Origin of the sequence: Pseudomonas sp. gcc21 (assembly GCF_012844345.1) — a bacterium.
Classification (GTDB): Bacteria; Pseudomonadota; Gammaproteobacteria; order Pseudomonadales; family Pseudomonadaceae; genus Halopseudomonas.
The window spans coordinates 3,379,742-3,398,266 of the sequence record NZ_CP051625.1 but is presented as its reverse complement, the minus strand read 5'-3'; the positions used below and the strand labels follow the sequence as shown (position 1 = coordinate 3,398,266).

Sequence of the window (18,525 nt, the reverse complement as noted above, 5' to 3'; positions counted from 1 at the left end):
ATCCGGGCAATCCGCTGAAGCCATCAGATATTAAACACGCCCCCGGCCTCGATGCCGGGAGTGCAAGCAGATTTGTTCAAATTTAAGGAAGCGCCATGAATATCACAGTTGTAGGAACCGGCTATGTTGGGCTCGTTACGGGCGCTTGTATCGCAGAAATGGGTAACACTGTTTACTGCGTGGATATCGATCCCGCGAAGATAGAGAATCTGAAAAAGGGTATTTTGCCGATCTATGAGCCCGGTCTGGAAGACATTGTCTCTGACAACTTTTCTGCGGACCGTTTGCGCTTTACTACGTCGCTGAAAGACACCATCGAAGATTCTGAAGTGTTCTTCATCGCGGTAGGTACTCCTCCGGGCGAAGATGGCTCAGCGGACCTGCATTATGTAGTGGATGTTGCTCGAGAAATCGGCAGTCTGATCACCCGCCCCTCCGTCATCATCAACAAGTCCACGGTACCTGTCGGCACTGCTGACCTGGTGCGCGCCACTGTCGCAGAACAGCTCGAAAAGCGCGGCTTGGACATCGAATTCGATGTGGTATCGAACCCCGAGTTTTTGAAGGAAGGGGCTGCCGTCGATGATTTCATGCATCCCGACCGGATCATCGTCGGCACAGATAGTGAGCGAGCCCGCGGCGTAATGAATGAGCTGTACGCGCCCTTCATTCGCAACCGTCCCCGCATGATGTTCATGGGTGTTCGCGATGCAGAAATGACTAAGTACGCGGCAAACGCCATGCTTGCGACCAAGATCTCCTTCATGAACGAGATTGCCAGCCTGTGCGAGCGACTTGATGTCGATGTGGAAAATGTACGCCTGGGTATCGGCTCTGACCAGCGAATCGGCTACCACTTCATCTACGCCGGCTGTGGTTACGGCGGCTCATGCTTCCCCAAAGACGTGAAAGCCCTGATCAGTATTGCTCACAAAAGTGATTTCGAACCCAAGCTGCTGCAGGCAGTGGAAGCACGCAACGAGCTCCAGAAACAGTCGTTGTTCAACAAGGTCAACGCGCACTTTGACGGCGACCTGGCCGGCAAAAGCTTCGCAGTCTGGGGCCTGGCATTCAAGCCGGGTACCGACGACATGCGTGAAGCGCCAAGCGTGGTGCTGATCAACAGTCTGATCAATGCTGGCGCGACAGTGAAAGCCTGCGACCCGGTAGCTTACGAGACCGCACGACGCGAGTTCCCGGAAAAATGGTTCGCGGAAGGCAAGCTGGAAATTGTTGAAGGCCAGTATGAAGCCGCCATAGACGCAGACGCGCTGATCCTGGTTACCGAGTGGAAGCCCTACCGCCGGCCAGACCTCAAAGCATTGAAAAAACTGCTGAAGCAACCTTTGATCATTGATGGGCGTAACCAGTACGACCTGACTCAGATCAAGCGTGCCGGGTTCGACTATTACGGTATCGGCCGTACCAGCATCAATGCCTAACGGGTCGCCGACAATGGAGGTCGACATCAACGCAAACGGACACGGATCCCGCTGGTCGAGATACAGCGAGCTGCTGCGTCAGCAAATGCGCAGCAAACTGCTGCGCAATATCCTCACCGTGGTGTCCGGCACAGCTGGTGCCCAGGTGCTGACGATGCTGTTCATGCCGGTCATAACCCGGTTGTACGGTCCGGAAAGCTATGGTGTGCTTGGTGTGTTCATGGGCGTGGTCATGATGATCGTGCCCGCGGCCGCCCTGTCCTATCCGATGGCCATAGTGCTGCCCAAAAGCAACGCCGACGCGAAAGCAGTGGTCAGACTGTCTCTATTCATTGCCGTAGGCATGGCCATTCTGTCGGCAGCGTTACTATATGGTTTCGGCACGCCCCTGGTGGCAAAAATGGGCGTAGAGGAAATCTCGCCTTTTCTGATGCTGCTACCGCTGACCATGTTCTTCGGCGCTGCTCTGGAAATTGCACAACAGTGGCTGATCCGCCATCAGCTGTTCCGCATCACGGCTAAGGTCGCCATCACGCATTCCTTGCTGCACAACCTCATCCGTAGCGCCGCGGGCTGGATCCACGCTTCGGCCGCTGTGCTGGTTTTCACGACTGCAATCGGTCCACTCCTGCATGCGCTGATGCTGCTGTTTGGCATTCGTCGCGCTAGCGGAACCGACAATGATGATGACGCAGCGAACAGACAGGCAGCGAAGGATCAGACCCTCTCCGTTGCCAAGCGCTACAGTGACTTTCCGCTATTTCGTGCACCGCAGATGTTCATCAACACTGTGTCGCAGAACCTGCCGACGCTGGTACTTGCCGCCTATTTCGGGCCGGCGGCTGCGGGATACTTCACGCTGTGCAAGCAGGCATTGAGTATGCCAACGCACCTGATCGGAAAATCGGTCGCTGACGTCTATTATCCTAAAATCACACAAGCCATCCACCGCCAGGAACCCATCACCGCGATGCTGATGAAAGCGGTAGCCGGGTTGGCGATCGTTGGGCTCGTGCCCTTTGGCACAGTGTTTTTCTTCGGCCCCTGGATGTTTGCCTTCGTGTTCGGTTCAGCCTGGGAATCAGCGGGCGAATTCGCGCGCTGGCTGGCGCTAGCTGAGTACGCCATCTTCATCAGCCGACCTTGCACCGTCGCCTTCCCTGCTCTGTCCATGCAGCGACTGTCTCTGGTGTTCGAAATCGTCAGTACGGTATTACGCATATCCGCGCTGTTCATCGGTGCCGCCGTGCTCGAAGATTCGCTGAGTACAGTGATCGCTTTCACCGTCGCGAGCATCGTTATTTACCTGTGTCTGGTAGCGCTGACAGCTGTTGAATCGCGTAGAAGGTTTGCCCGGGGATACCGCAATGCCTGATCACTTGACCGGTTTACGCCTATCAATTTTCCCCAACTCTGGTTGTGAGACGTTATGCCTCTGAATCTGCCTACCATCATTGTCATCGGGTACAACCGCCCGAAGAGTCTTAGTCGCTTGCTGGGCTCGCTGCGCAAAGCGCATTTTCCGCCGGGGAACGTCCGTCTGGTCATCAGCCTGGATAATTCGGGCATGGAAGAACCCCGCGAGGTTGCGGAAGACTTCGATTGGCCATTCGGCGAAAAGCGCATCATTGCTCACAAGACTCGCCTCGGCCTGCGGGAACACGTACTGAGCTGCGGCGACCTTACCGAGGAATACGGCGATGTCATCATCCTCGAAGATGATTTGTTCGCTTCGCCATATTTCTACCAATACACCACCGCGGCGCTCAGCTTTTATGCGGGCGACGCAAATATTGCTGGCATAAGTCTGTATAGCCAGCAGTTCAACCAGACGGCAAACCTCCCGTTCACTCCCGTTGATAATGGCAATGCCGACGTCTATTTCATGCAGCTGGCAGCGTCCTGGGGGCAGGCCTGGTCACGCTCCCACTGGATCGGTTTCCGCGCGTGGATGGAAAAAAACGGTACGGATATTGCCCACATCGACAATATCCCTGCGGATATTCGCGCTTGGCCGGAATCGTCATGGTTGAAGCTGTACAACGCTTACATCATTTCGCGGAACAAGTTCTTCGTGTACCCCTACCGTTCGCTCACGACGAACTTTGGCGACCCGGGGCAACACTTCAACATCGCGTCGTCGCGCTTCCAGGTAGCCATACAGCAACAGGAAATTGACTACCAGTTTGCCCCCCTCGACGACAGCCTGGCCAAGTACGACGCATTCTGCGAGCTGCTACCTGAGAGCGTAAAAAAGCAGAATGAAAAGCTTGCCGCCTATGACTTCACCGTAAACCTCTACGGTTGCAAGGATTGCCGCAGCGGATTGCAGCTGACCCGTACCAGTCAGAAGGGATTATTCAACTTCAGCTTATCTATGAAACCCATGGAGCTCAGCGTCATGCATGACATAGAGGGCGACGGCATTGCCCTGATCGATTCTGCCGAACTGAATAGCGCCAGCCTGACTGCGCCGAAAACCGAATACGACATGTACCGCTTTTTCTACAAGTTTCCGTCGGTACAAGTCATTCTTTTCGGCTTCCGCGAGCGTATTCAAATTCTGCTTCGTAGCGCCAGATCACGATAGACGACTACCCGATTCAAACGAATTCAACTCATTGCAAATACGACCGGAGTATTAAGAAAATGGAACGCAAAAAGGCTTTAATCACGGGCATCACCGGGCAGGATGGTTCTTATCTCGCAGAATTCCTGCTCGAGAAGGGTTATGAAGTTCATGGCATCAAGCGCCGCGCTTCATTGTTCAATACCCAGCGCGTCGATCACATCTATCAGGACCCGCATGTCGAGAACAAGAACTTCGTTCTGCACTACGGCGACCTGTCCGACTCGTCCAACCTGACCCGCATCCTGCAGGAAGTGCAGCCCGATGAGGTCTACAACCTCGGCGCTCAGTCCCACGTAGCCGTCAGTTTCGAAGCGCCGGAATACACTGCAGACGTCGATGCCATGGGCACGCTGCGTATCCTTGAGGCAATCCGCCTGCTGGGCCTGGAAAAGAAAACCCGCTTCTATCAGGCGTCGACATCCGAGCTCTATGGTCTGGTGCAGGAGATGCCACAGAAGGAAACCACGCCCTTCTACCCGCGCTCTCCCTACGCTGTGGCCAAGCTGTACGCCTACTGGATCACCGTGAACTATCGCGAAGCTTATGGCATGTATGCCTGTAACGGCATCCTGTTCAACCACGAATCCCCGCGCCGCGGCGAAACCTTCGTTACCCGCAAAATCACCCGAGGTATGGCCAACATCGCCCAGGGCCTGGAAAGCTGTCTGTATATGGGTAACATCGATTCCCTGCGTGACTGGGGTCATGCCAAAGACTACGTGCGCATGCAGTGGATGATGCTGCAGCAGGAACAAGCTGAGGATTTCGTGATCGCAACCGGCGTTCAATATTCGGTGCGCGAGTTCATCAGCTGGTCTGCCGCTGAGCTGGGCATCAAACTGCGCTTCGAAGGCAGTGGTGTTGACGAAAAAGCCATCGTCGAAAGCGTTGAAGGCGATCAAGCGCCAGGCGTCAAGGCCGGAGACGTGGTGATGCGAGTCGATCCGCGCTACTTCCGTCCAGCCGAAGTAGAAACCCTGCTGGGCGACCCGTCCAAGGCCAAGAGCAAACTGGGCTGGACGCCTGAAATCACAGTACAAGAGATGTGCGCCGAAATGGTCCGTGAAGATCTCATGGTCGCCAAGCGTCACGCCCTGCTCAAAGAACACGGCCACGATATCCCGGTCACCGTGGAGGGTTGAGTATGCGACAGGATCTCGACCAGCGCATTTTCGTGGCGGGGCACCGAGGCATGGTTGGCTCAGCCATCGTGCGCCGGCTGGAAGCTCTCGGCTACAGTAATATCATCACCCGCAGCCGGCATGAGCTCGACTTGCTCAGCCAGGCTGCGGTGAGTGCGTTCTTCGCTGAAGAACGCATCGACCAGGTCTACCTGGCCGCAGCGAAGGTTGGCGGCATCCATGCGAACAACAGCTACCCGGCCGAGTTCATCTACGAGAATCTGATGATCGAAGCCAACATCATTCATGCTGCGCATGCCAATGATGTTCAACGGTTGCTGTTCCTCGGCTCGTCGTGCATCTATCCGAAGAATGCCGACCAGCCGATGCGCGAGGAAACCCTGCTCACCGGCGTGCTGGAACCGACCAACGAGCCCTACGCTATCGCCAAGATTGCCGGCATCAAACTCTGCGAAAGCTACAACCGTCAGTATGGACGTGACTACCGCAGCGTGATGCCGACCAACCTGTACGGCCCGCATGACAATTACCATCCGGAAAACAGCCACGTAATCCCCGCCCTGCTGCGTCGTTTTCACGAAGCGACTCAACGCGGCGATGAGGAAGTCGTGGTCTGGGGCAGTGGTACGCCGATGCGCGAATTCCTGCATGTGGACGATATGGCCGCCGCCAGCGTCCACGTCATGAATCTGGACAGCGACACCTATCAGCAGCATACCCAACCCATGCTGTCGCACATCAACGTGGGCACGGGTCAGGACTGCACTATCCGCGAGTTGGCTGAAACCATCAGCCAGGTGACCGGGTTCCAGGGCAAGCTGACTTTTGATGCCAGCAAGCCCGACGGTACGCCGCGCAAGTTGATGGATGTGTCGCGCCTGGCAGCACTTGGCTGGAGCGCACAGATCGGGCTGGAAGACGGCCTGCGTGATGCGTACAGCTGGTTTGTGAAGCACATGGACGAGGCGCGTGGCTGATATGTTTCTCGAAGCAGACGCCTTTCAATCGATAGTGGCCAGCACACCGCTGGTTTCGATTGATCTGATTGTGCAGAACCAGAGCGACGAGATTCTTCTGGGCCAGCGGTTAAACCGCCCGGCCCAGGGTTACTGGTTCGTTCCAGGCGGTCGTATCTATAAGAACGAAAGTCTCGACGCGGCTTTCAGGCGGCTGACTGAAGTCGAGTTGGGCCAGGCATTTGCGCGTGAGAACGCTGCTCTGCTTAACATCTATGAACATTTTTATAACGACAGTGTGTTTGGCGACACGCAAGATACCCATTATGTGGTGGTAGCCTACACCCTGAAGCTGCCATCCGGGTGCGTCCTGCAGCCTCCAGCGATCCAACATGGACGCTACCGGTGGTGGTCAAAACCGGACCTCCTGGCTTCGGATGACGTGCACGTGCACACCAGGGCCTACATAGCCTGAACCCCGCCGACATACGGTAGGGAACTTATAGACGGCATGGGGGCCAAATTCTGTTGTCGAATGGCCGCTTCTCGACACCCCCCGCTGCCATGACTAGCCTCAATACAGAAAGGGAAATCGCCATTGTTCAAGCAATTGCTTGCATACAGGAATCTGCTCTTCATTCTTATTCTGTTGAATTCGGAAGTTTTCTTCCTGACTGACGATAAGAAAGCTGGCATCCCCTTTCTGCGTGAACTCTATCTGCTCGGCGTTATTGCTGCTGCAGGCGCGCTGTTTGTGACCTGGCGACGGGTGTATCAATCGAAAACCGCCCTGTGGATCGTGTTCCTCGGCGTGCTTCTACCCGTATCGTCAGCCGTTCTGGCCAATCTCAACTATGGACAGCCTCTGGTCTACGGCCTGCTCGAGGAACGCCGTAGTTTCATGTGGTTGAGCTTTTTTGTCGCGTTGTTGCTGCTGATAAAGACGGCTCCAACGCAAAAGCACCTTGAGAAATACTTCCTGTATTCCGCGCTGTTCGCGACCTTCGTCGGTTTCATGTACTACCTCAGCATCATTCCCGACAACGCGTCGGTTTCCTTCGCCAAGGATGAGGTTGATTGGGGTAACAACCCGCTGCGACCCGACCGTTACCGTATAGGCTCGGGTTACGTCACGATCGCGGTATTCATGCTGCTATATCAGCTCAAAGAGAAACTCTCGATCGGTAAACTGGCGCTGGTTCTGTACTTCGCTGCCTATCTCTGGCTGGTGATCCAGACCCGCGGCACCATGCTTATATGGGCGCTGGCAGCACTATGGATTTTCCGCAATCGTATCGACTCGATGGTAAAGGTCGGCGCGATGGCGGGCCTGATTCTGGTCGCCTCTTTCTTCCTTATGCCGGAGTTCTGGGCCGAGCAGATAGAGCGATTCAACCTGTTATTCGAGGAAGCCACCACCGGGCCTGGGGTACGGGACAACACCATCGCCACGATCATTCAGGCGATCAAAGAGAACAACTATATCGGCAAGGGCGCGTTGTCCCTGCAGTGGAACGAAGGTTTTCATTCAATATACAACCCGCACTTCTACCTGTCAGATGTCGGCATTGTCGGTGTCTACCATCGCTATGGCTTCCTGACGCCGTTTATCGCTGTCATTTTCTATGGCATGTACCTACGTATCATGAAGGGCTGCAAGCACAAGGGCGACTTGCTTGCAGCCTTTCAGCTGAGCTTCGCGTTCAGCATTATCAACATGGTGATGTCCAACGCGATCATGTACGGGGGGGATATGCTGGGCATTACCACCGCCTGCTTCCTTTATTACTCCAAGGTGCAAGCAACCGAAACTACGTCGCCTCGACAATTCAACCGGGTGAGCAATGGTCCACTTCAGTATCGTAACTATAAATTGGAATAACCTGGCCGGTCTCAAGGAGACCTACCAGAGCGTTGTTCGGCAGTCCCATCGGAATTTCACCTGGATCGTAATCGATGGTGCGTCCAACGATGGAGCGGTCGAGTGGCTCAGTCGTATCAATGATCCGCAGGCGGACATCACATCCGAGCAGGACAAGGGCTTGTATGACGCTATGAACAAGGGATTGGTCAAAGGCTCGGCGCTGCCTGGCTATACCATCTTCCTTAACAGCGGCGACATGCTGTATGACGAAACCGTGCTGGAGAAGGTTGCTGCGGCCATCGAGCAAGCAGAAGTCCGTCCGAAATTTATCTATGGCGACTTCTATCTGCGCACCGGTAGCCGCAGGCTGATTGAGTCGCATGCCAAACCAATCGACAAATTGTTTATCGGCATGCCGTCGAGTCACCAGGCGATGTATTTCGAGAATGAGCATCTCAGTACCCTGCGCTTTCGGGACGATTACAAACTGTCAGCCGATTACTGCATGCTCATTGAATTCACTAATGGTATTGAGAAGCCGCGTGAAGTGCTGCAGCTTGCCGAACCACTGTGCATCTTCGATTTGACCGGCGTTTCCGAACAGCGCCGCTTTGAGGCTATCAAGGAGGACGTACACATCCGCAAACGCTTCCTCAAATTGTCCTCATTCAAAAATTACGTTCTGTATGGGCTGCATTACGTACATGCCCACATCAAATCAATCAAGGCTGCACGGGATAAGCGGGCCGCCTGAACGCAGTAAACTCACAGAGTGCGCATTTGTAGGCCTTTTTCAAATGCCAGGGAGGTTGCATTGAAAGCTTTTGATATTGAATTTTACGGAGGCTCCGAGGAACAGCTGGTCGAGGAGATCAAAACGACCAGCCAGGAGGACTTCAGTTATATCGTCACTCCCAATGTCAACCATGTCGTTCAGCTTCAGGACGACACGGATCTGCGCGCCGCCTATGACCAGGCCAGCCATCGAATCTGCGATAGCCGTGTTCTGCTGCCGTTTCTCAAGTTCTGCAATCTTGATCTTGAAGAAGCCATTCCTGGCAGTACCTTGACTGCGCGCCTCATCCATCTGGCAAACGAACAGCACTGGAAGGTATGTGTAGTCGGTTGTGAAGCGAGCAACATGATGCTGCTTCGCGAGAAGTTTCCCGGTATCACCTTCTACCACCATTATCCGCCCATGGGCTTCATCAAGGACCCTGAGGCGACTGCAGCCTGCGTGGACTTTATCGTCAACCATCCAGCGCATCTGGTGGTGTTCGCGCTTGGCTGCCCGACCCAGGAAATAATGGCGCACAAGGTTTTCCAGACCGGCAAGGCTAAAGGCGTCGGTCTGTGCGTTGGCGGCTCGCTGAACTTTCTGTCCGGTGCTGTGCCGCGCGCACCCGAATGGATCCAGAAGCTTTATCTCGAATGGCTACACCGCATCTGCAGCGAACCGCGCAGACTGAGCGGGCGTTACGCACGCGACGGCCTCCGGTTTATCCCGATACTTGTCAAGCAGCTCAGAAGTAAACAGCCGCTATCATACAAAGGAGTCTAGAAATGATCCCCATCATCATGTCGGGCGGCACCGGCTCGCGCCTTTGGCCGCTCTCGCGCCAGCTGAATCCCAAGCAGTTCCTGCCGCTTGCAGATGCCTCGCTGTCTATGCTGCAAGCCACCATCAAACGCCTGGATGGCCTCGATATCCAACTGCCACGCTTGATCTGTAATGAAGAACACCGCTTCCTTGCCGCCGAACAGATGCGCAAGCTGGATATGGAAGAGGCGCCAATTCTGCTCGAGCCGGTCGGCCGCAACACCGCCCCGGCAGTTGCGCTCGCGGCATTGCAGGCCGTCGCTGAAGGCAATGACCCGGTGCTGTTGATTCTGGCAGCCGACCATTTGATTCAGGACGAAGCAGGCTTCCGTGAACGTATCGGCGTCGCCTTGCCACTCGCTGAGGCGGGCAAGCTGGTCAGCTTCGGCGTGGTACCCACCCACCCGGAAACAGGCTATGGCTATGTGCAGAAAGGCGCGCCTGAGGGAGATGGGGGTTACAAGGTGGCCAAGTTTGTCGAGAAGCCAGACCTGGAGACTGCCAAGGATTACCTCTTATCAGGCGATTTCTACTGGAACAGCGGCATGTTCATGTTCCGTGCGAGTCGGTATCTGGAAGAACTGGAGAAGTTCCGGCCGGATATTCTTGCCGCCTGCCGCAAGGCCATCAGCCGCAGTAGCCAGGACATGATTTTCACGCGCATCGACAAGGAAGCATTCATCGCCTGCCCTGAAGATTCCATCGACTACGCCGTCATGGAGAAAACCGCCGATGCGGTGATGGTCCCGCTGGATGTTGGCTGGAGCGATATCGGATCCTGGTCTGCCTTATGGGAAGTCAGTAACAAAGATGAGCAGGGCAATGTGTTCAAGGGTGATGTGCTGAGCGAGAACACCCAAGGGACCTACGTGAACGCCGAGCACCGTTTGGTGGCCACCGTAGGCGTCGAAGATCTGGTGATCATCGAGACCAAGGATGCGGTAATGGTCGCGCACAAGAGCCAGACCCAGGAAGTCAAACGCATCGTCGAACAGCTCAAGCGTGATGATCGCTGCGAGTATCTCAATCACCGGGAAGTTTATCGGCCCTGGGGCGTGTATGACTCCATCGACAATGGCCAGCGCTATCAGGTCAAGCGTATCACCGTGAAGCCAGGCGCCAAATTGTCAGTGCAGATGCATCACCACCGCGCCGAGCATTGGATCGTGGTGTGCGGTACGGCTCGCGTTACCAACGGTGACGAGACGTACATGGTCACCGAGAATCAATCTACCTATATCCCTATAGGCCAGGTGCATTCCCTGGAAAACCCCGGTGTTATTCCGCTTGAACTCATCGAAGTTCAGTCCGGCTCCTATCTCGGAGAAGACGACATCATTCGCTTTGCTGACAATTACGGACGCGTAACGGAAGCCGATACAAAAACGTCCGTTACCTGATTGGATTCGGTATCCCCCCGAGCGCTGAACAACCCCATCGGGGGGTCTAGGAGCAACGCTAATGAACTATCGAAGTGTCAGCGATCTGGCGAATCTGACTAACAAATACGCAAGCAAGGTGCCCCACGACATCGATCTCGTTGTGGGCATTCCACGTAGCGGCATGCTGGTAGCCAGCATCATTTCGCTAAAACTGAACCTGCCGCTTACAGACCTCTATTCGTTCTGTCGCAACGATGAGCTGAAGAAAGGCAATACGCGCACCTACAAACATGCCCACCTGGCGAACCCATGGGATGCCACGAAAATCCTGCTGGTGGACGACAGTATCGCTTCAGGCAATTCGATGCTGGCGGCGGCGGAGATGGTGAGGTCCGTCTACCAGGGCGAAGTAATTACCATGGCGGCATTCGCTCAAAAAGAGAACACCGGCAACGTTGATCTCTATTTCGAAACGGTTGAGCAGCCGAGGCTGTTCGAGTGGAACATCCTGCATCACAACCTGATGCGACACGCCTGTCTGGATATTGATGGAGTGCTGTACCTGCAGCCAGACGCCGCCGATGTGCACGATGATCAGAGCTGCGCTACCTACATCGAGAACGCCACGCCATTATTTACCCCCTCAGTGCCCGTTGCGCATTTGATCACGTGCCGTGCGGAGAAATACCGCGAACAAACGGAGCAATGGCTGCAACGTCACGGGGTTGAATATGGCCAGCTGCATATGCTGAACAACGCTGGGCATATCAGCCCGAAGGATGCGGCTATCACGGCGTTCAAGGCTGACATCTACAACCAGGACCCTCATGCGATATTGTTCATTGAACATGATGAGGATACCGCTCTGGATATCATGCGCCTGACCAGCAAGCCAGTTTTCTGCATCGAAGCCAATCAGATGTATGCGCCAGGTATGAGCTTGCCAGCGCTGAAAACCCAGGTCATGCGCAAAGGGTTAACATTCCGGCGCAAGGCACTCGGCAAGCTACGACGCCTTATGTCTGGCTCGCATGTGCCGAGCGAGCCCTGAAAACTACCTGAAGGCAGGCGGAATCAACACCGGCCTGCCGCCAGACTGAACCCGTTAGCCCTTGCTGGGACCAAAGTCAGAGCACTTGTCCTTCGCCGCATATTTTTTCAGCAACGCAACCTGCGGTCGTTTCTCGCCCTTTTTGGGTTCGATTGAAAGCTTGTAGTTGCCCCAGGAAGGTCCCGCCGCCCAATAGTTGATGGGAATACAGTTTTCGTTCAGGTAGCTCAACAGCTTATCCATCGCATCCAGCCAGCGTTCATCATCGTTTGGAATGCCGAACTCACCGATGTGCCCCTTTTTGCCATGCTCTTTCAGCCAATTGACGAAGGGCTCAACGCGCTTCACCCCAATCATCGGCTCAAAATCCTTGCCTGGCCCTTTCTTGTAGCTACCGCTGGCGTCTTCATCGATATATACGTGGGCGGAAAAAACCATGTTGTCGGCGGGATCCTTGAGCTTCAATAGCTCATCAGCATAGCGGGGCCAGCGGGCAGCGCTCGACCACGATGCACCCTCGATCAATAACGGGCGCTTCTTGTCATGTTTGCGCACACCGTCGATTCCCGCCTGCGCAGCTTCAGGCCACAGCTCATCCGCCGAACCGTAGGGCTCATTCATGATGTCATAGGCGAAGAGCGCATCGTGACCGTGCCAGCGTTCGGCGATACGTTCCATAAGATCCTGATAGGCGCTTACCGGCACCTCTTCAGTCCCGATCACGTTCTTGCGATAGCGTGCGTAGTTGTGCACGTCCAGAATGACCTTTACGTCGTATTTCTCCGCCTGATCGAGCATGTCGTCGACCAGCGAAGCGTACACGCTATCCAGTTCGGCATTCAGGCTGGGCTGCAAACGCTCCCACTTCAGCGGAAACCGCACAGTGCGTATGCCCTGTTCGCTCCAGTATTCAAAGTAGTCCTCCGGCGGAAAGAAATAATGCGTGCCGTGCTTACCAGGCAGCTTTCCCCCGGTGAACTCAGCGCCCGCAACGTTGATGCCGATCATATCCACCGACGCAGTCGCCACCGATGCGCCAGCCGATAGCAGAGTAAAGGTGCTGAATATCAACCATTCACGAACTGTCTTCAGGCCTGGTTGTCTCATTGTGTAGATCCTCCTGATGGGTTTCCCGATGATGCCGCCTGGATAGCGCGATCCTCATCAATTCTGCGAGCGTTCGACGCCTAAGCTGAATGGCTATCCCTGTCAAGTCATCCGACAACCTGTGTACCAAGAATCAATTCCAGGACCTGAATTGAACCAATACCCGTCGCAACGTACTCATATGAACCATTGTGTAATACGAGGTCCTCGATGACTAACTCTCTGCTCAAGCGTCACGACCCACTGATCAACAAGTTGCTGCTGATCGACGAGAGTCAATCCGATGCGCTGTTGCAGAAGCTCGCTGCCATTGACTCTCCCACGACGCTGGCGTTCCTTAATCAGCACGCCTACAACCTTGCGCAGCAGAACTTGCCAATGCGCCGTCGTTTTGCCCAGATGTCCTATCTGCTACGCGACGGCATCGGCGTCAAGATCGCCTGCAAGCTGAACGGTAGAGCCCCAAGAGCTAATATGAACGGTTCGGATTTCATTCCGAAGGTGATCGACTACCTTATCCGCACCGATGCCGATCGTTATCAGTTCTTCGCGCTGGGAACGCGCGAGCCATGGCTATCCAAGGGCGCCCGTCGGCTTTTTCAGGGTCACCCTTTCCACGCGATGGATGGGTTCCAGCCCGAAGAAAGCTACGCCCAGTACGTGGAGAGGCATTGTGAGAGCAATAAAGTTCCTGTGATTGTGCTAGCAATGGGGATGCCCAAGCAGGAAGAAGTAGCCATTCGCATCAAACGTGAACTGGATATGCCTGCCCTGCTGATCTGTGGCGGCGCGATTCTGGATTTCTCCGCGGAGCGCTTTACTCGAGCCCCGTTGATATTTCGAAAGACAGGCCTGGAATGGGCATACCGCCTCGGCAAGGAGCCAAAGCGGCTATTCAAGCGCTATGTGATAGGTATTCCGAAGTTCTTTTACTATGTCGGCCGCAACGGATTCGGCAGTGCGCCGCGCGACCCCAAGCATCATCTGATCGAGTGACCCGTTGGCCCTGCCTCTCTGGTAGGGCCCAGGTTCGCCTCCAACGCTCCTTCCTTGCTGTTTCGTTTATTCCGGCTGCGTCCTGACCCTACCTTGTGCGTATTAGCCAATACAGCGATAGCGCAAAGCACCACGTAGGTCGCTGCGTTAGACGGTATTTGCAGATTGAAGTCCGTCAGCGAATGCAGCATCAACGCCAATATCCCCAAGGCTGCACCACATCCCACTCCGCTTCGATAGAGCGAGCGTCGCTGCACCATCGCTTTCAACGCATAGAACATCGAAATCACTACAAACAGAACCAGCGGTAGACTCCCTACTACCCCGTACTCGATAAAGAACTGCAGAAAATCATTGTGCGCATGGTCGTAGTGCAGAGGCAAATTACCTGCATAGGGTGGAAAAACGGCCTCGAAACTGCCCGCGCCCTGACCGATCCAGGGCCGGTCTGTTGCCAGCGGCAGAGCCTGATTGAATACTGTTCCACGCAATTCATTGGCCTGCTCGACCACCGCACCGTCGACAACCACATCGGACAGCCGCGTATTGACCAACCGTTCCTTGAGTCGATCCAGACCGAAGTACTGGCTGACTATCAATATGTCGATCAAGAGAATGCTCGCCAACATGAGCCCGTTACGCAGTCGGTGCTCCTTGTCGACCAGCAGAAACAGCCCACCCGTCAGCAACAGACTGGAGAAAAACGCGGTATTGCCCATACGCGAATGAGTCATGACCAGACCAATAACCATAATGATCAGCGCCAGGCGCAGACGCATTTTTGGTCCCATGATAGTTTCAAACAACCCCGTCCACCGGAACCTGCCCTCCTGCCGCAGAGCAAGCAGTAGCCCGATGCCGGCCGCCAGTGTCAGTTCCAGATAGCCCGCCAGATGATTGCGGTTAACAAAGGTACCGGTGGCATGCCCGACGTGATGATCCTTGGGCCCGATAATCAGCCACTCAAGCCCCGACAGCGTCATGATGGTTCCGTAGAAAGCCTGCAGGACCCCGCTGATCACCAGGACGCCCAGCAACACGGACAACCGCTTGCGCGTTCGGAACAGGCCAATCACCAGCAGATAAAGCAGGCAATACGACAATCCGAGCATCAGATATTGGAAGGTCGCGGTCGAATCACGCGTCAACTCGGCTCCCCACTGCACGACCACCCAGGCTTGGGTTGCTACCAACAATCCGAGCGGCACCAGGGCTTTCCTGAATCCCGAGCCCAGGGACAGATTCTGCAGCATCTGCACGCTTAACCAGACGCAGGCAAGGCTACCTATCGCGAAAATCATCAATGCCGCCGACCAGTCCCGATTACTACCGAGCGGTAAAGGTATCCAGACGAGCAGAAGGAGTAAACCGGCGAGCACAAGGCGTTCAACGGTCTTGAAATAGCGGGTCATTCAGGCGCTTCCTACAACGATGAAAAAGGAATACTTCCGCCCTGCCAGGCGTACCGATTGTGTAGCGTAGGCAAGGCCGCTGTCGAGGCCTCATGATGGCCAGGTGCATAATGACTGGTGCTGATCAGGCAGGTCGGTTTACGGCCCTGAGCGCTGTTACTACACTCCAGGCTACGACAGGTTTGCCGGGTTGCTGATTGGCCAGCACTCCGGCATGGTCTGCTTCACACTCGGTAAAGGATAGCGGCATGCAGGTCGAATTCATTGAAATACGCGATCACCTGAGTCGCTTCCCGCCGTTCGATGGACTGGACGAGGACGTGCTGAACGACATCGCGCCCCAGGTCGAAATCAGCTATGTCCGCGCAAACACCGACATCCTGCACTTTGGCGAGGACAGCTACTACCTGTATTACGTGCGCAGCGGAGCAGTCGAGATCTATCGGCGCAACGGTGATCTGTACAACCGTCTGACCGAGGGCGACATTTTCGGGCAGTTTGGCCTGTTGCGCGATAACAAGGTGCGCTTTCCAGCCAAGGCAATCGAGGACAGCCTGCTGTATCTGATCCCGGACAAGCTGTTCAAGCGATTGTGCGATGAGCACGACAGCTTCGCGGATTTCGTCGAAGCCGAAGGTCAGTCCCGCCTGAAGACCGCCGTGGATACCCAATCCAAGGCCAGCGAGCTGATGAAACTCAAGGTGCGCAAGCTGGTGTCGCGCACGCCTGTGACTGCGCCACTCACAGCGACCATACGCGAGGCGGCCGCCATCATGACCGACGAAAGCGTGTCGTCTCTGGTCATTGTCGACCCTGAATCCACCCCTGCCCCGACCGGCAACGATCGGGCATCTGCCGCGCAGCACGTAATGGTGGGAATCATTACAGATCGCGATTTTCGTACCCGTGTAGTGGCTGAAGGGCTGCCAGCGCAAACGCCGGTCAGCGACGTCATGACCGGTCATCCGATTACCATGCAGGCTGACGACTCGGTATTCGAGGCCATGTTGTGCATGCTGCGCAACAATATTCATCACCTGCCGGTCGTGCATCGTCGGCGGCCGATCGGGGTCATCAACCTGTCGGATATCATCAAGTACGAATCCCAGAGCAGCCTGTATCTGGTCAACAACATCTTCAACAAGCAGAACATCAAGGATCTGACCAAGCTGTTGCCGGACGTGCGCGCCACCTTCGTGCGGATGGTCAACGAGGAGGCCAGCGCGCAAATGGTTGGCAGCGCCATGTCGAGCATTGGCCGCAACTTTACCCAGCGCCTGCTGGAGCTGGCCGAAGAGCAGCTGGGGCCACCGCCGGTGCCCTACTGCTTCATGGCGCTTGGCTCGATGGCACGTGACGAACAATTGATCGTCTCTGATCAGGATAACGCGCTGATTCTGGATGACAGTTTTGTGCCGGAAAAGCATGACGCCTATTTTCTGCAGATGGCAACGCTGGTCAGTGACGGCCTGGCCGCCTGCGGCTATACCTATTGCAAGGGCGGAATCATGGCCACCAACAGCAAATGGCGGCAGCCGCTCAGGGTATGGAGAAGTTATTTCAACAACTGGATCGACCGGCCCAATCCGGAAACGCTGCTGAACAGCTCGATTTTTTTTGATCTGGATAGCGTGTATGGCGAAGCAGAGATGGTCGAATCGCTGAGGGATCTGCTGGCTGAAAAGGCCAGCCGCAACGAAGCCTTTCTCGCTGCGATGGCGCGCAACGCGTTGAACCGCACCCCGCCCCTGGGATTTTTCCGCACCTTTGTCATGGAAAAGGACGGCGAACAGAAGAACGTCATCAACCTCAAACGCCGCGGTACTGCTCCGCTGACCGACCTGATCCGCGTGCACGCGCTGGCCTGCGGTACCAAGGCGCAGAACTCCTTCGAGCGCCTCGATGCCATCGCGAAAACCAAGCTCATGCCCCCCGAGGCCATCACGCGATTACGCTATGCTCTGGAATTCCTGACCAGCGTACGCATCCGGCACCAGGCGGTAGACATTGAACAGGACCGCGAGCCTGACAACAACGTCGAACCGGAAATGGTGACTACGGCTGAACGACACAATCTCAAGGAAGCCTTCCAGATCCTCAGCAACGCGCAGAAATTCCTGCGCTACCGCTATCCCAGCCTGCAATCGACGCGGGCACTATGACGGAACGCCAGCGCCGATCCGCCCACGCCGAAACCACCCCCGACTGGCGCACGCTGTTCGCCAGCCTGGCCCATACCGCCAGGCATCCGCATCTGGTGAAGTATTACCAGAGCGGAGCGGTGGCCGCCGAAACGCCACTGAATGACGTGCCGCTGATGGCGCTGGATATGGAAACAACCGGCCTCGACCCCAGAAAACACGCGATACTCAGTATCGGTCTGGTGCCGATGAATCTCGAGCGGATTCGCTGCCAGGGCTCGCTATACCGCGTAGTCAAGCCACCGTCGGAGTTGAGCAGCGAATCGGTAGCGTTTCACCGGATCACCCACTCCGATATCGAAGCTGCACCGCCTCTCGCCGAGGTGCTGGAGGAGCTCCTCGATGCCATGGCCGGAAAGGTGATGGTGGTGCATTACCGCAATATAGAGCGAGCCTTTCTTGATCGGGCTCTACAACATTATCTCGGCGAGGGCTTTCATTTCCCGGTGATCGACACCATGGACCTGGAAGCACGCATTCACCCCCGCCACAAAACCGGCCTGCTCAACTGGCTGTTGCGCCGGCCGCCTGAATCCATTCGTCTGGCGGACAGTCGCCGCCGTTATGGCCTGCCGCAATACCAGTCGCATCATGCACTGACCGACGCGCTGGCGACCGCCGAACTGCTACAGGCACAGGTTGCCACGCATTTCCGGCCGGACATGCCTGTCTGCGAGTTATGGCGCTAGGCTCTTTTCCTGGTGATGCGCGCACAAAAAAAGGCGCGACCTTGCGGACGC

At 55.7% G+C, this 18,525-nt stretch carries 16 protein-coding genes; 14 read left to right on the top strand and 2 right to left on the bottom strand.

Annotation, left to right across the window (positions count from 1 at the left end; translation table 11 throughout):
- Positions 1 to 95: 95 nt before the first annotated feature.
- The 11 genes from HG264_RS15715 (at position 96) to HG264_RS15665 (ending at position 12,069) form a co-directional block, all read left to right on the top strand.
- The gene (locus HG264_RS15715) at positions 96 to 1,442 is read left to right on the top strand and encodes a UDP-glucose/GDP-mannose dehydrogenase family protein (RefSeq protein ID WP_169408490.1); all 1,347 of its coding nucleotides are present in this window, start codon (positions 96 to 98) and stop codon (positions 1,440 to 1,442) included.
- A gap of 85 nt (positions 1,443 to 1,527) precedes the next feature.
- Complete coding sequence (locus HG264_RS15710) at positions 1,528 to 2,817, top strand: lipopolysaccharide biosynthesis protein (RefSeq protein ID WP_256663701.1); 1,290 nt, start codon at positions 1,528 to 1,530, stop codon at positions 2,815 to 2,817.
- A gap of 54 nt (positions 2,818 to 2,871) precedes the next feature.
- Positions 2,872 to 4,032, top strand: a complete 1,161-nt coding sequence (locus HG264_RS15705) for a glycosyltransferase family 2 protein (protein ID WP_169408488.1) — start codon at positions 2,872 to 2,874, stop codon at positions 4,030 to 4,032.
- A gap of 59 nt (positions 4,033 to 4,091) precedes the next feature.
- Entirely contained in the window at positions 4,092 to 5,216 is a 1,125-nt protein-coding gene (gene gmd, locus HG264_RS15700; protein ID WP_169408487.1) for a GDP-mannose 4,6-dehydratase, read from the top strand.
- Between the two features lie 2 nt (positions 5,217 to 5,218).
- A complete protein-coding gene (locus HG264_RS15695) occupies positions 5,219 to 6,193 on the top strand; it encodes a GDP-L-fucose synthase (protein ID WP_169408486.1) in 975 nt (324 codons plus the stop codon).
- Between the two features lies 1 nt (position 6,194).
- The gene (locus HG264_RS15690) at positions 6,195 to 6,647 is read left to right on the top strand and encodes a GDP-mannose mannosyl hydrolase (protein ID WP_169409167.1); all 453 of its coding nucleotides are present in this window, start codon (positions 6,195 to 6,197) and stop codon (positions 6,645 to 6,647) included.
- A 123-nt stretch (positions 6,648 to 6,770) separates the two neighbouring features.
- Positions 6,771 to 8,054, top strand: coding sequence for a hypothetical protein (locus tag HG264_RS15685; RefSeq protein WP_169408485.1), 1,284 nt, complete (start codon positions 6,771 to 6,773; stop codon positions 8,052 to 8,054).
- Positions 8,017 to 8,790, top strand: a complete 774-nt coding sequence (locus HG264_RS15680; RefSeq protein ID WP_169408484.1) for a glycosyltransferase — start codon at positions 8,017 to 8,019, stop codon at positions 8,788 to 8,790. Before HG264_RS15685 ends, HG264_RS15680 begins: the two co-directional genes overlap by 38 nt.
- Before the next feature lie 60 nt (positions 8,791 to 8,850).
- A complete protein-coding gene (locus HG264_RS15675) occupies positions 8,851 to 9,597 on the top strand; it encodes a WecB/TagA/CpsF family glycosyltransferase (RefSeq protein ID WP_256663700.1) in 747 nt (248 codons plus the stop codon).
- 2 nt (positions 9,598 to 9,599) lie between these two features.
- Positions 9,600 to 11,036 (top strand): mannose-1-phosphate guanylyltransferase/mannose-6-phosphate isomerase, encoded by a 1,437-nt coding sequence (locus HG264_RS15670; RefSeq protein ID WP_169408482.1) that lies wholly within the window; start codon positions 9,600 to 9,602, stop codon positions 11,034 to 11,036.
- Between the two features lie 61 nt (positions 11,037 to 11,097).
- Positions 11,098 to 12,069, top strand: a complete 972-nt coding sequence (locus HG264_RS15665; RefSeq protein WP_169408481.1) for a phosphoribosyltransferase family protein — start codon at positions 11,098 to 11,100, stop codon at positions 12,067 to 12,069.
- Between the two features lie 54 nt (positions 12,070 to 12,123).
- On the opposite strand, the gene HG264_RS15660 is transcribed toward HG264_RS15665, so the two are convergent.
- On the bottom strand, positions 12,124 to 13,176 hold the full coding sequence (locus HG264_RS15660; RefSeq protein WP_169408480.1) for a glycoside hydrolase family 5 protein: 1,053 nt from the start codon (positions 13,174 to 13,176) through the stop codon (positions 12,124 to 12,126).
- 210 nt (positions 13,177 to 13,386) lie between these two features.
- On the opposite strand from HG264_RS15660, the gene HG264_RS15655 reads away from it, so the two are divergent.
- Positions 13,387 to 14,172, top strand: coding sequence for a WecB/TagA/CpsF family glycosyltransferase (locus tag HG264_RS15655; protein ID WP_169408479.1), 786 nt, complete (start codon positions 13,387 to 13,389; stop codon positions 14,170 to 14,172).
- On the opposite strand, the gene HG264_RS15650 is transcribed toward HG264_RS15655, so the two are convergent.
- A complete protein-coding gene (locus HG264_RS15650) occupies positions 14,157 to 15,584 on the bottom strand; it encodes an O-antigen ligase (protein WP_169408478.1) in 1,428 nt (475 codons plus the stop codon). The two genes, HG264_RS15655 and HG264_RS15650, sit on opposite strands and share 16 nt — an antisense overlap.
- 248 nt (positions 15,585 to 15,832) lie before the next feature.
- Between HG264_RS15650 and HG264_RS15645 the strand changes: the two genes are divergently transcribed.
- Together HG264_RS15645 and HG264_RS15640 are read left to right on the top strand one after the other, a co-directional pair.
- Positions 15,833 to 17,746, top strand: a complete 1,914-nt coding sequence (locus HG264_RS15645) for a DUF294 nucleotidyltransferase-like domain-containing protein (protein ID WP_169408477.1) — start codon at positions 15,833 to 15,835, stop codon at positions 17,744 to 17,746.
- Positions 17,743 to 18,474, top strand: a complete 732-nt coding sequence (locus HG264_RS15640) for a 3'-5' exonuclease (protein ID WP_169408476.1) — start codon at positions 17,743 to 17,745, stop codon at positions 18,472 to 18,474. Before HG264_RS15645 ends, HG264_RS15640 begins: the two co-directional genes overlap by 4 nt.
- The last annotated feature ends 51 nt before the right edge of the window (positions 18,475 to 18,525 follow it).

Excerpts from the sequence above, each read along its gene's own strand:
- HG264_RS15655 (WP_169408479.1), top strand. The coding sequence starts at position 13,387 with ATGACTAACTCTCTGCTCAAGCGTCACGACCCACTGATCAACAAGTTG.
- HG264_RS15680 (WP_169408484.1), top strand. The coding sequence starts at position 8,017 with ATGGTCCACTTCAGTATCGTAACTATAAATTGGAATAACCTGGCCGGT.
- HG264_RS15645 (WP_169408477.1), top strand. The coding sequence starts at position 15,833 with ATGCAGGTCGAATTCATTGAAATACGCGATCACCTGAGTCGCTTCCCG.
- HG264_RS15660 (WP_169408480.1), bottom strand. The coding sequence starts at position 13,176 with ATGAGACAACCAGGCCTGAAGACAGTTCGTGAATGGTTGATATTCAGC.
- HG264_RS15705 (WP_169408488.1), top strand. The coding sequence starts at position 2,872 with ATGCCTCTGAATCTGCCTACCATCATTGTCATCGGGTACAACCGCCCG.
- HG264_RS15695 (WP_169408486.1), top strand. The coding sequence starts at position 5,219 with ATGCGACAGGATCTCGACCAGCGCATTTTCGTGGCGGGGCACCGAGGC.
- HG264_RS15710 (WP_256663701.1), top strand. The coding sequence starts at position 1,528 with ATGCGCAGCAAACTGCTGCGCAATATCCTCACCGTGGTGTCCGGCACA.
- gmd (WP_169408487.1), top strand. The coding sequence starts at position 4,092 with ATGGAACGCAAAAAGGCTTTAATCACGGGCATCACCGGGCAGGATGGT.
- HG264_RS15715 (WP_169408490.1), top strand. The coding sequence starts at position 96 with ATGAATATCACAGTTGTAGGAACCGGCTATGTTGGGCTCGTTACGGGC.
- HG264_RS15650 (WP_169408478.1), bottom strand. The coding sequence starts at position 15,584 with ATGACCCGCTATTTCAAGACCGTTGAACGCCTTGTGCTCGCCGGTTTA.
- HG264_RS15690 (WP_169409167.1), top strand. The coding sequence starts at position 6,195 with ATGTTTCTCGAAGCAGACGCCTTTCAATCGATAGTGGCCAGCACACCG.
- HG264_RS15670 (WP_169408482.1), top strand. The coding sequence starts at position 9,600 with ATGATCCCCATCATCATGTCGGGCGGCACCGGCTCGCGCCTTTGGCCG.
- HG264_RS15640 (WP_169408476.1), top strand. The coding sequence starts at position 17,743 with ATGACGGAACGCCAGCGCCGATCCGCCCACGCCGAAACCACCCCCGAC.
- HG264_RS15665 (WP_169408481.1), top strand. The coding sequence starts at position 11,098 with ATGAACTATCGAAGTGTCAGCGATCTGGCGAATCTGACTAACAAATAC.